Origin of the sequence: Dyadobacter sediminis (genome assembly GCF_005860765.1) — a bacterium.
GTDB classification, from domain to species: domain Bacteria; phylum Bacteroidota; class Bacteroidia; order Cytophagales; family Spirosomataceae; genus Dyadobacter; species Dyadobacter sediminis.
Genome location: NZ_VCEI01000021.1, coordinates 740,294 through 753,325, shown reverse-complemented (window position 1 = coordinate 753,325; position 13,032 = coordinate 740,294). Strand labels below are relative to the sequence as shown.

Below are 13,032 nucleotides of genomic sequence, written 5' to 3'. Positions count from 1 at the left end.
CAGTTTTCTTTGAACGACATTGCCACAGGATCAGCATGATACCTGAAATAAGAATCAGATACAAGCATTTATAAAGCCATTTATTTGATCTTGACGAGGGTTGCACCGTATCCGAATTTTTCTTTCTGAGCATCCTTGAAATAATTGACATGCGGGTTTTTACCCAGTCGGCGGTGCAGCTCTTCCCGGAGCACGCCGCTTCCTGCGCCGTGAATAAACGTAATTTCATCCATTCCGTTTGCAATGGCCAGCTCAAGGTTGGTTTCAAAGGCCGCAAGCTGTGTTTTCAGCAGGTTATCTTTCGAAATCCCTGCTGTGTTAACGGCAAGTTTCTCAATGTGCAGATCCACAACGGCCTGCGGCTTTTCCATTGCCAAAGGCTTTGATTCCGTTCCGCCCAGCATGCTGTTTTTGAGCTCTTCCGACAAATTTTCAGCATGTGGCTGCACTTCCTTTTTCAGGTTTTCTTCGTCGAGCTGATAAATAAAAGCCTCTTTTTCAAGCACCGGTGCTTTCCTTTTGTTTTTATAAAAAGACTGCGCACGGCATTTGATTCTCTTATGCAAAGTCTGCGGCAGGCTGTAATTTCCGCTCCGGTAATAAAGGATTTTAAATTCAAAAACCGGCCAGCTTTCGAAATCTTTCATCAGCAGTTCCGTCAGCTTTTGCGAAGTACGCGGCAGCAGTACACCACCCGACAAACCCGTACTAACCTGTTCATTCACAGAAGCCGCTGTAAACGGAAGCGTCCAGTCTGAATTATTAATAACATGCATCGTAACCGCTTTGTCATTAATGGCAACAAAAGCCAGATAAATCCCCTTTTCCGCAAAAGGCGCTGATCTTGAAACGATGTTGTCGCTTTGAGAACCTATTTTTTTAGTATCCTTTTCTTTTACCAATCGTTGCGATTCAACAGGTGAAATCGTCACGATCTCATTGCGCAGAACCGGAATCCGGAAACCGTCTTCTATTTCTATTTCAACCACATTTCCGGGTAAAAAAGCGTAAATTACGCCCTCTTCCCTGCCGTGTACAAGCCTTACTTTATCTCCTATATTCATTTTTTTAAATTTAAATTCCTGAATTCTGTTTCAGGCATATTCATTCCGGCACTTTTACAATCATCCGATCAGAAATAAAAAGGCTTGAACGCAACGCCCTTTTTACTGAACTGCAACGACGGTGCCGGGATTTTGATCGAATTTGCCAGAAACCCGATTGTACGAACAAATTTTTTCCTGCTTTTGATCTTGGTCAGATCAATATCCAAAGACAAATAATACTGTCGATAAGGAACGTAACCAAGTTCTATACTTCTTGACTTCTCAGCAGAAACCATATCATGCATGCCGTAACCCACTGAAAAACAAAGCCACAACGGCCAGCCGCTGCCTTTAAAAAAACTTCCGGGACTGAACGAAAGCCAGTAAGTCTGTCCGTTGTAATCTTTCAGCCAGCTTTCCAAACGGCTGCTGCCAAGCAGCTCGGGCCTTACCCGCGACAATGAAGTATAATGAAAGGAAAATTTGGGTTGTATGCGCACTTCATCCCATAAGGCGATTTGCCCGAGGTAAATGGCTGAGCCGGTTATGTTTGCAACCATATCGCCGGGAGAAAATCCGTAATCGGGAGAAAATCCGTCAAGGATTTCAATGGGTGTCTGGAAAATAACGCCTGAAATTGCTCCGTAAATGAGCATTTGTTTTTTGGATATACCCGTTTTCCTGTAAATGGCCGCAGTATGGCGTGCAATCTGGTACGATGTGTAAACGTGCCCCAGTTTGTCCATTTGGAGCCACTCGTGTGTATCGTCTTTGATGCTAAACTTGGTGAGCGGATTTTTGTACCAGGATTTACCTAACCCGTAAATAGTGCCGAGATACAATGCAGATTGGGCCGCAAATATTCCGCGCAGCATTTTATAATCCGGGTTTATACGGCTGACGGAATCGGTAAGAACGCTGTCTGGTTCAACAGCATTCTGAAAAGCGAAAGAAGCGGTACTTTTAAATATAAACCATACTAAAATAATCTTGGGCAAAAATCCGGCAAACAGCAAACAAGGTTTTCTTTCAATATCCGCCATGGTACTTTCTTAGTCCCCATTCAACGCCCAGAAGTACAACCAGCAGAAAAAACAGCCACTTCAGGTAAATCAATTCGACCATTTCCTCGCTGCTGTCCAGCCGGTCGGAAGGCCGGTTCTCTTTTATTTGGCGGATAAAATCAGGCAAAGCCGAAGCTGTCAGGAACGTTCCGCCCGAGCGGTTTGCCAGTTCGCGCAGCATGCCAAAATCTGCTGTCGTATTATTTGCTTCCAGGTCGGCATTCCGGATCACAAACTGTCCGCTTGCTTTTTCCTGTCCGTTCCGCATTGAAGCTGATGCAACATAACGGTAAACGCCTTCCGAGAGCCCGGTTACGTTAAAAGAAGGATTTTCCTTTGTATGCGTATAAGTAAATTGCTTGGTTGCTCCTTTCTCGTCCGTTACGTTCAGACTTACTTCCTGACCAAAAACAGGTTCATAAATGTCATTGTAAATTTCCGTCTGGAACACAACCTGCTCGCCGGCTTCCAGTTCATTGCTCAGCGGGTACACGCGGAACTTGCGCTTGTCTTCTCTGACGGAAAGCACCTGAATTACTTTCTGGAACAAATTATCCACCACTTCCTGCTTGCTCGTCTGGGCAAATTCTTCCTGCCGCCACTGCCAGATTCCTTCGCCTGCCAGCACGGCAATTTTCTGCTCGCCGTTTGTGTTCAGCACAAGCAAAGGTTTACTTGTATTCAACGTTCCTACTTTCTGAAAAAGGATCGTTTCCGTTCCTGAGGAAATATTGTACTCACCAAAAGGCACCGACAAAGGTGGAAGGCGTTCGAGCAGTTTAAGGCTTTCCGCATCAAAATTCATTTGCTGAAAAGAAGGGTTGAACCGCGCCGTTACTTTATCGATCTGGTTATTGGAAGCATTGATAATCAACGACCTGTTCATTGTATTGGCCAGCGGAACAGCCGACTGATTTCCCAGAATGTAAAAAACAGGCGTCTTGGCTTCCATAAATTTACGGATCTGCGCATTGCCAAGACCCAGCACGTTCGGAACCTGATGCAAAATCACCAGATCGTACGGCTTCGCAGAAGGCGGCAGGTTATTCGAAATTGAAAGTATGCTGATATCCAGTTCATAATTGTCATTGGCCTCGATCATGCTGCGAATGCTTTTAATATCCGGATGCGGGGCAAGCGCCAGCAGCAGAATCCGCTGACGACCGTCAATGATGTCAATGTAAATATCCTTTTTATTGTTCTTTGCAGAAGTTTCACCGGAAACCGCGCCGAGTTCCACGGTATAATGCTGTACACCTTTCTGGCTGGAAGAAGCTTTGAAATCAACGGCTTTGTAAAATTCAGGACGGTCAATTACGATATTCTGGCTGGCAATCACGCGTCCGTTCTGCTTTAAAGTCACGGTTGTGGACTTTCCAGCAAGGCCGTTGGCAACAATTTCGGCACGAACAGGAAACTCATTTTCAAGATACGCAATACGGTTGCTTATTACATCCTTGATCCGGATATCCAGATCCGGAACCGTATCTCCTACTGCCAGCGCATTGATTTTGAATGGAAAACGGTTATATGCCGGAGAAATTCCCTGATTGACAATCCCGTCCGAAAGCAGAACCACATCCGTCAGATTGCGTCCTTCAAAGTTGCTTTTTACGTTTTGAAGCATGCCGGAAAGATCCGTTTTGTTCTGATTGAAACGTACGGAATCCGCAGAAGCCGATTTTGCCGTTTTGTCAAGCGTCTGAACACTTACTTCAAATCCCGATTCTTCCAGGTCTTTTGTGGCAGCAGTTATCTGCGACAGCAGCGTTTCGCCGTAGGGTTTGACAGATTCCGAATTGTCGATGGCAAAAACGATTTTTGCCTTATCCACCGAGGTTTCCGTTTTCCTCACCAGAGGGCTTAACAGCAAAAAGCAGATCAGTGCAACCGAAAGGCTGCGGAAGAATGCGAGCAAGTAATTTAACCTTTTTCCCCACGACGGCTGAGGCTGGTACAGCAGGTATGCATACAGTGCTCCTGCCAGCAGGCAAAAGATAATAAACCAGTAAGGAGTTTGGAAAATCAGTTCAGACCGCATGAGTGAAATGTCAATAGCTTGGCAGCGGTACAATATACAAGGAAACTGCCAGCTATTTACTAACGAAGAAAGAGACTATGTTAACATACCACCGTCCACCTGAATAACCTGCCCGGTAATATAACGCGAAAGGTCCGAAGCAAGGAACACGCAGGCATCCGCCACTTCTTCCGGCTGGCCGCCTCTTTTCATCGGAATAGACTGCTTCCAGTCCTCCACGGCTTTGGCATCAATGGCATCGGTCATTTCGGTTTCTATAAAGCCCGGCGCTACGGCATTGGAACGGATGTTCCGCGAGCCGAGTTCCAGCGCAATGGATTTGGTAAAACCGATTATGCCTGCTTTGGAAGCCGCATAATTGGACTGACCGGCATTTCCGCGGATTCCCACCACCGAAGTAATATTGATAATCGAACCGCTTTTTGCACGCATCATGCTTTTGATAGCGGCCTTTGTCAGGTTAAAAACCGATTTTAAATTGATATTGATTACCGTATCCCACTGTTCCTCGCTCATGCGCATCAGCAAACCATCGCGCGTTACGCCTGCATTGTTGATCAGGATATCCAGCTTGCCGAAATCTGCCAGTACGTCGGTTACAAGCTGATCCGCTGCTTTGAAATCGGACGCATCCGAACGGTACCCTTTTGCCCGGATGCCGAATTCTTCTAGTTCTTTTGCGAGTGCTTCGCCTTTTTCCACGCTGGACAAATAGGTAAATGCAACATCGGCACCTTCCTGGGCAAGACGCAATGCAATGGAACGGCCAATGCCCCGGGAAGCGCCGGTAACCAATGCGACTTTATTTTCTACAATTTTCATAAACGAGTTAGATCGGTCAAAATAATTTAAGGTTGGCAAAAATAGGTGATTGGTCAGAGACGGTCAAAAAAGAAAATGCAGACTGCTTGCGTGACTTTATTGACAGAAGACCGTATTCCGTAAAATTAACCTGACAAGTCCAGTATATTTTATTGCATGCTGCTATGGGCAAATAGCTTTTAACTTTTATAAAAAAGAACTTTTAATAACCTCAGCTAATTTCAGGCATTTGATCAAATCAGGATATGAAGGGATATGCAAAATTTCGAATCCCTTTCATGAAATTACATTTTACAAACCAAACCTTCTTTGTTTTGGCACTGTTACTTTATTATTCTTAAAATTTTCATTTACTAAAAACCCGGAATAATGGCAGACCAAAACAAAATCGCATTAATTACAGGCGGCTCAAAAGGAATCGGATATGGCGTGGCAGAAGTGCTGATCAGACAAGGCATCTCTGTTGCAATAACAAGCCGCTCGCAGGAAAGTGCAGATGAAGCAGCGGCTTCACTTAATAAAATCAGGGAAGGAGCCGCAATCGGAATCCAGTCTGATGTCAGAAACCTGGAATCACAGCAGAAAGCAGTTGATGCCGTTATTGCCAAATGGGGCCGGCTGGATTATCTCATTGCCAATGCAGGCGTCGGACATTTTGCCCCCGTTTCCGAACTGACCGCGGAACAGTGGCATGAAACCATTGATATCAATCTTACCGGCGTATTTTTCAGCGCAAAGGCAGCTATAAAGGCGCTGACAGAAACAAAAGGTTATTTCATTACCATTTCCAGCCTTGCAGGAACCAACTTTTTCGCCGGCGGCAGCGCTTACAATGCAAGTAAATTCGGCGTTGTCGGTTTTTCGCAGGCCATGATGATGGACGTAAGAGACGCCGGAATCAAAGTAACAACCATTATGCCGGGTTCCGTAGCGACCGAGTTCAACAATCACCAGCCTTCCGAAAAGGATGCATGGAAAATTCAGCCAGAAGATATCGGACAAATTGTTGCCGACCTTATTAAAATGCCGGCCCGCACGCTTCCGAGCAAAGTGGAAGTAAGGCCGACAATGCCGGCGAAGTAACTGTTTCCACTGATCACAAATTTGCTTTTTCACGTCAAATCTGTGATCAGTGGATTTTACGCCATTTTGGATAAACGAGGATTGAAAACAGGAAAAGCATTCCGGCCATCATCAGAACCGGTATTTTGTAGAGAATCAATAAAGTCAGCAATATGAAGCCTAAAAAGACGGTCTTTGCAGAATCTTCCGGAATTCCTTCTTTTTTGTAAAAAAACAGATGCAATAAAAAAATCAGCGACAGTCCTAACATGTACAACTGAACGATCTGATAAAAAGTCAGCAATCCATCCCGCAGCAAAATCAGCGTTTCGGGCAGAATAATCATTGCATGGATTTTTACGATTTGCCGGATTTGCATGAAAACAGAAGCCGGAAGCGTTCGGCCCCACATCCAGATTTCACTTTCCCATTGGTAAATTTCATAGGAAATGCCGGTATTCAGCAAATAAGCAAACGACATGCCGATTGCGGGAAGGCGCAGGTCGTAATCACCGGTTGAAAAATAAAGCAGCGTTCCAAATGTAACCAGAACAGAACCTGCTTTTCCGATCAGCAATGTAATTCCTTTTTCTTTTAACAGCCATTCCAGTTTCCAGTACGTAAGTGAAACCGGTCTTTTGAATGGCAGTTTAACAATGCTGTTACTTTTCCTTTTGATAAATGCCGCCGGCTGACGGATTTTCCATTCCAAACTAACCGCCACCAGCAGTGCAAGTGCAGGATAAAACAGCAGCACCGGCCATATGCTCGGAAGTATTTTGTCCTGAACAGCGATAACAATCAGGTAAACGCCATAATAAAGAACCGGCTGAAGCAAGCCGAATGCAATTACCGTAAAGCGGTATATTCTGACGGGCACCGGCCAGAGTCTTGTCAGGTAAATGAAACCGTACTCCGGCTGCTGCAATTGCTGCAACAAGGACTGCATGCAGAAAAGCGCGTAGAAAAGCCAGATCAGAAAAAGATACAGTTTTCCGAAAGATGCCGTCAGGAAGAAAACAGCGAATGCATGATGCTCTTCTCCCCTCAGAAAGCCGAACAATATCCCGATCAGCACCAGAAACAGTCCGGCCCGTTTTCTGAAAAATTCGGAAACTGTAGATAAGACCAGTGCTTTCATAAAGCGGAAACCGGGACAAGCGTTTTGTCTTTCAATGCAAAACTTTGTGAAACCGTCAATCCTTCGTGCTGGAACGGCTGATGGGAAGAAAGCAGAAAAGTAACGCCTTTCAGGTAACAGGATTTAATCAGCTCAAACAACGAAGCCCGCGCTTCCTGATCAATCGTGATCAAAGGCTCGTCCAGAATAATCACGGACGGATTCCCGAGAAAAGCCAGCAAAAGCGAAACCTTTTTAACCATGCCGCTGGAATAGCTTCCGAACGGACTGGAAAGATAATGGACACCAAAGGCTTCAATCAGCATTTCGGCCTGCCCTTCGGGACTTTTTTTGGATTCCGCGACAAAGGCAATCAGATCAGCAGGGGTCAGAAAGGAAGGATATAACGGCTCGGCTTCGCCCAGATTCAACCGCAGTTTGTAATCAACCGGATTTTTTCTCAGATCAAATTTGCCGTCAAGCACAATGGAACCGGTATACGGCAGCATTCCCGAAAGCGTCCTGAAAAGCGTCGATTTGCCAGCTCCGTTTTCGCCCTGAATCCAGTAAATGCCTTTTTCTATTTGCCAGTACGGAATGTTCAGAATTTCAAGTTCTCCGTATTTCTGTTGCAGATCCCTTATTTCCAGAACCATATGAATGCGAAAAATTTAATACTTTCTGCCAAATAAAGCTTTTTGTTTTTAATTAGTAAAGGATGAATTTTTTTGACAGATCCGGATGATCAAAACACCTATAAACAGATTTCAACAGACGTTCTATCTTCTTTTATAACGATCTACAAGTCCTTGCATTAAGTACTTTATTCTAAATTAATTATGAAATACTTACCTAAAATCTTACCGTTTCCATGTTCAACAAAATATTATTACCTTATTGGCAAGTAGTGCTTATAACTGTATATTTGAAAAAATTTTAAAGTCAAAAAGGACTTTTTAAAAAATATTAATATAAATCCTATGTCGTCATCTCGCCGCTCTTTTCTACGCTTGTCTGCTGTTGTACTTCCATTTTCCCGCATCAGCGATTTATTTGCCAAATCTGCTATAAACAAACCGGTTGTCATTTCCACCTGGGACAGCGGGCAAATTGCCAACGGCGCAGCCTGGCCGGTTCTTGAAAAAGGCGGAAAAGCACTGGATGCAGTGGAACAGGCAGCGATCGCGATTGAAAACGACATTAATTGCTGCGTAGGTCTCGGCGGAAACCCGGACCGCGACGGGCATGTTACGCTGGACGCCTGCATTATGGATGAAAAGGCAAACTGCGGTTCGGTCGCTTTTCTGGAAAGGATCAAACACCCGGTTTCGGTTGCAAGAAAACTGATGGAAACCACGCCGCATGTATTTCTGGCAGGGGTTGGCGCACAACAGTTTGCACTGGCAAACGGCTTCAAGCTGGAACCGGACAAGCTTTCGCCCGATGCTGAAAAGTCGTATAAACAATGGCTCATCAAAGCGGAATACAAGCCTGTTATCAACATTGAACATCAGCAGTCGCACCCGAAAGGACACGGACCGTTTGCGCCTGCACGGCTCGAGGACGGCTCTTTTAACCATGATACCATGGGAACGCTCGCACTGGACGCAAAGGGCGATCTTTCAGGCATGTGCACGACAAGCGGCATGGGCTTCAAAATGCGCGGCAGAGTCGGCGATTCGCCAATTATCGGCGCTGGTCTTTTTGTGGATAACGAAATCGGTGCTGCTACCTCTTCCGGTCAGGGCGAAGAAGTAATCCGGGTTTGCGGAACGCATCTGGTTGTGGAATTCATGCGCTCCGGGCTTTCTCCGGAAGAAGCGTGCAAAAAGGCCGTTGAACGCATTGTGAAGCCGAATCCGGAACGTGCAAAAACGTTTCAGGTAGGATTTATTGCCATTAACAAACAAGGAGAAGTCGGCGCGTATTCCGTTCAGAAAGGCTTCAATTACACCGTTACGGAACAAGGCGGAAAAGGAAAGGTCATCAATGCCAAGAGCTATTTTGCCTGATTCAAAAAAGTAAGACTGTTTATCTGTAACTGATTGAAATCCGTCATATTCTCGATTTATATTTTACCCATACTAACCATCTATTTTTCCAAAAGGTAATAGCTAAAAGCTAACAGCCAATTGCTTCAACCCACTCATTAACCCATTACAATGAACTTTAAATTGACCGTTTTCCTGCTTGCAGGTTTATTAATCAAAAGCAGTTTATACGCGCAGCAGCATGCGGAACAGGATCATTCCAAATACATTGCACCAACAGATCCGCTTGTACAGCAAAAACTAAGCAAATGGCAGGATGTAAAATTCGGTTTGCTGATGCATTGGGGAACGTATAGCCAGTGGGGAATTGTGGAATCCTGGTCGCTTTGCCCGGAGGATGAAGGCTGGTGCGAACGCAGAGGGCCGCATGCGCATGATTACAATGAATATAAAAAAGCTTACGAAGCTATTCCGCAGACGTTCAATCCGGTCAGATTCAATCCGGAAAGATGGGCGCAGGCAGCAAAGAATGCAGGTATGAAATATGTGGTTTTTACTACAAAACATCATGACGGCTTTGCCATGTTCGACTCCAAATACACGGATTACAAGATTACCAATACGCCTTTCAAATCCAATCCGAAAAGCAATGTGACGAAAGAAGTGCTGTCGGCATTCAGGAATCAGGGATTCATGACCGGGACTTACTTTTCCAAACCGGACTGGAACACGGATTCTTACTGGTGGCCGTACTTTCCGCCAAAAGACCGCAACGTTTCCTATGACCCTAAAAAAAGGCCTGAAATGTGGCAGAAATTCAAGGATTTCACCTATAACCAGATTGAAGAACTGATGTCTGATTATGGCTCGGTGGATATTCTGTGGCTGGATGGCGGCTGGGTGCGGCCTTTCAACACCATTGACCCGAATATCAGCTGGCAGAAAAGCATTCCGTACGATCAGGATATTGACATGCCCAAAATTGCAAAGATGGCAAGATCGCATCAGCCCGGCCTGCTGGTTGTAGACCGTACCGTGACGGGCGAATTTGAAAATTATGTAACGCCCGAGCAGTCCATTCCGGATCATTATATGTCCATTCCGTGGGAATCGTGCATGACAATGGGCGACTCATGGTCTTATATTCCGAAAGAAAATTTCAAATCCACCCAAAAACTGGTGCATACGCTGGTGGATATCGTTGCCAAAGGCGGAAACCTGCTGCTGAACATTGCGCCGGGCCCGGACGGAGAATGGCATGAAGAAGCATACGGCCGGCTGGAAGAAATGGGAAAATGGATGCATGTCAACGGCATCGGCATTTATGAAACCAAGCCGCTTGCGCCTTACCGCCAGGGCAAATGGGCCTATACCAAAAAAGGAAACACAACGTATGCTTTTTATCTGGCCGAATCCGGCGAAAAAATTCCTGCAAGCCTGAAACCGGAAGGATTAACGCTTGCACCGAATGCAAAAATCACATTGGCAGGAAAGAAAAAAATGCTTAAAGTAAAAGACGGTTCCATTCAGATTGCATCGAAAGAGTTGGCTGAAATCGGCGGCCAGCCTGCATACCTTTTTGTGATTAACTAAAACTTGGCTGCCGGGTTCATTTAAACCGGGTTGCTCAACAAATTGCACTGAACACGGTTTTACAGTAAAAAATTTGATACATTGGCGGGCCATTTGGTTTCCTGAATCCATAAAAATGAACAAATCAGAACGTGACCGGAACACGCTGAAAGCCTTTCCGAAAGAACCATTTCCGGCAATGATTAACAACCAACAATGCTGCTTGCATTAACCAAGAAACTTTTTTTTCAAATGATAAAACCCCTATCCTTTCTTTTTCTGTTGACGGCACTTCATTCTTTTGCCCAGACACCTCCAAAACCTTACGGCGCATTGCCGGCTCCCCGGCAGGTTGCCTGGCATGAAACCGAAGTTTACGGCATCATGCATTTTACACCCACTACATTCGAGAATAAGGAATGGGGTTTTGGCGATGCCGATCCGAAAACATTCAATCCTTCTGATTTCAATGCTGAACAAATCATACTGGCAGCAAAAGCGGGTGGACTTAAAGGAATTGTACTGGTTGCCAAACATCATGACGGCTTTGCGTTATGGCCGACGAAAACCACAGAATATAATATTACAAAAAGCCCGTTCCGCGGCGGAAAAGGCGATCTGGTAAAAGAAGTGGCCGACGCTGCCAGAAAACACGGACTGAAATTCGGCGTTTACTGCTCGCCATGGGACCGCAACAATGCCGCTTACGGAACACCGGAATACCTGAAAATTTACCGGGAACAGCTCCGTGAACTGTATACCAATTATGGCGAACTCTTTATGTCGTGGCACGACGGTGCCAATGGCGGCGACGGTTATTATGGCGGCGCAAAGGAAAAGCGTTCCATTGACAACACAACCTATTATCAGTGGGATTCCACATGGACCAATCTGACGCGCAAGCTGCAGCCTTCAGCAAATATTTTCAGCGATATTGGCTGGGATGTACGCTGGGCCGGAAATGAGGACGGAAGTGTGAATGAAACTTCCTGGGCAACGCTGACGCCAAAACCTTCGGAAGGAAAAAATGTCGCTGTGCCGGGACAAGCCAATGCAACGGAAAACCCGGGCGGAACAAGAAACGGAAAGTTCTGGATTCCGGCGGAATGCGACGTTCCGCTGCGCAAGGGCTGGTTTTACCATCCGACAGAAAAGCCCAAAACACCTGAAAAACTGTTTGACCTGTATCTTAAAAGCGTTGGCCGCGGTGCGGCACTTGACCTCGGACTGGCACCCGATACACGCGGACAGCTGCACGATGACGATGTAGCCAGCCTGAAAGCTTTCGGCGATCATATCAAAAAGACATTTGCCGTAAATCTGATTGCACGTGCAAGTTCAAGAGCCGTGAATGTGCGCGGGTATAATTCCATTTACAGTGCAAAAAATATCCTCGACGGAAAAGCGGATACGTACTGGGCAACGGACGATGATTTCAAAACGCCGGAAGTTACGATTGACCTAAGCCAGCCGGTTACGTTTGATATCATCGCTATTCAGGAATTCATTAAGCTGGGACAAAGAGTAGAGGAATTTGCAGTGGATGTCTGGGAAAACAACAACTGGAAAGAAATCCATAAAGGAACCAGCATCGGTGCCAAAAGAATTGTAAAACTGGAAGTTCCGGTTACGGCGCAGAAAATGCGGCTGAGAATCACCAAATCGCCGGTCAGCGTGGCCATTAGCGAATTCGGACTTTACATGGATTCAGAATAGTTTCAGAGTCAGTTTAAAATAACCTCATTTAAAATCCGGTACAAACGGGAACTGTGCTTTTGCGCAGGCCGTGTTTGTACCGGATTTCTGTTTTACAGCAAAAAGGCTTCTGCCGTGCATATCGTCCGGAAGTATTTTGTAACCGGATATTTACTTTTTCTAATAAGTTCTACAAAGTAAGTTACAATCCAACCGGCAGGCCTGATCTCAGTATCAAGTTCAATCACAATGGGTTATAAACAAGTATTTCAATGGCTTATTTATTAAAATACAATAATAAAATTTTGTTATTCCAATATTCTACAATATACTATTTCATATAATACATTCATTACCTATTTTTGGCCAGATCAGTAACCTTTGATTTACTTACACTTGGTATTTCCGGTAATAAATAACAGACCTTCTTTACTTTGGAATTTTCCGAGACTGGTAAATGACGATCCGTACAGTTTGCAGCAGATCAGACACATAGCCGGATTTGATCCGTTTTTTATGCATTTTCCAAATGGCGTTACAAATGCAGCCATCATCTTCCGGCTCTCCTGCTGTTATCAGCATTGCATTCAATACTTACTCGACCTCAGGAATCCCTTTC

Annotated in this window: 10 protein-coding genes; 4 read left to right on the top strand and 6 right to left on the bottom strand. The window is 45.2% G+C overall.

Features of this window, described 5'->3' with window-relative positions; all coding sequences use genetic code 11:
- Window positions 1-80 precede the first annotated feature (80 nt).
- From FEM55_RS10415 to fabG, 4 genes are all read right to left on the bottom strand, one after another.
- Entirely contained in the window at window positions 81-1,064 is a 984-nt protein-coding gene (locus FEM55_RS10415) for a Smr/MutS family protein (protein WP_138281260.1), read from the bottom strand.
- 68 nt (window positions 1,065-1,132) lie between these two features.
- A complete protein-coding gene (locus FEM55_RS10410; protein WP_138281259.1) occupies window positions 1,133-2,089 on the bottom strand; it encodes a DUF2279 domain-containing protein in 957 nt (318 codons plus the stop codon).
- Complete coding sequence (locus FEM55_RS10405) at window positions 2,076-4,151, bottom strand: VWA domain-containing protein (protein ID WP_138281258.1); 2,076 nt, start codon at window positions 4,149-4,151, stop codon at window positions 2,076-2,078. The genes FEM55_RS10410 and FEM55_RS10405 overlap by 14 nt, the downstream gene beginning before the upstream one ends.
- 75 nt (window positions 4,152-4,226) lie before the next feature.
- Window positions 4,227-4,973 carry a 3-oxoacyl-[acyl-carrier-protein] reductase gene (gene fabG / locus FEM55_RS10400; RefSeq protein WP_138281257.1) on the bottom strand — a complete coding sequence of 249 codons (747 nt, stop codon included), beginning with the start codon at window positions 4,971-4,973 and terminating at the stop codon, window positions 4,227-4,229.
- Window positions 4,974-5,342: 369 nt separating this feature from the next.
- Here fabG and FEM55_RS10395 point away from each other — a divergent pair, with 369 nt between their 5' ends.
- Complete coding sequence (locus FEM55_RS10395; RefSeq protein WP_138281256.1) at window positions 5,343-6,056, top strand: SDR family oxidoreductase; 714 nt, start codon at window positions 5,343-5,345, stop codon at window positions 6,054-6,056.
- A 46-nt stretch (window positions 6,057-6,102) separates the two neighbouring features.
- Here the strand turns inward: FEM55_RS10395 and FEM55_RS10390 are convergent, their stop codons facing one another.
- On the bottom strand, window positions 6,103-7,176 hold the full coding sequence (locus FEM55_RS10390) for a hypothetical protein (protein ID WP_138281255.1): 1,074 nt from the start codon (window positions 7,174-7,176) through the stop codon (window positions 6,103-6,105).
- Window positions 7,173-7,811, bottom strand: a complete 639-nt coding sequence (locus FEM55_RS10385; RefSeq protein ID WP_138281254.1) for an ABC transporter ATP-binding protein — start codon at window positions 7,809-7,811, stop codon at window positions 7,173-7,175. Before FEM55_RS10385 ends, FEM55_RS10390 begins: the two co-directional genes overlap by 4 nt.
- Window positions 7,812-8,135: 324 nt before the next feature.
- On the opposite strand from FEM55_RS10385, the gene FEM55_RS10380 reads away from it, so the two are divergent.
- From FEM55_RS10380 to FEM55_RS10370, 3 genes are all read left to right on the top strand, one after another.
- Window positions 8,136-9,167: an isoaspartyl peptidase/L-asparaginase family protein gene (locus FEM55_RS10380; RefSeq protein WP_138281253.1), complete on the top strand. Its 1,032-nt coding sequence runs from the start codon at window positions 8,136-8,138 to the stop codon at window positions 9,165-9,167.
- Window positions 9,168-9,317: 150 nt separating this feature from the next.
- Window positions 9,318-10,739: an alpha-L-fucosidase gene (locus FEM55_RS10375; protein ID WP_138281252.1), complete on the top strand. Its 1,422-nt coding sequence runs from the start codon at window positions 9,318-9,320 to the stop codon at window positions 10,737-10,739.
- A 231-nt stretch (window positions 10,740-10,970) separates the two neighbouring features.
- On the top strand, window positions 10,971-12,434 hold the full coding sequence (locus FEM55_RS10370; RefSeq protein ID WP_138281251.1) for an alpha-L-fucosidase: 1,464 nt from the start codon (window positions 10,971-10,973) through the stop codon (window positions 12,432-12,434).
- Window positions 12,435-13,032 lie beyond the last annotated feature (598 nt).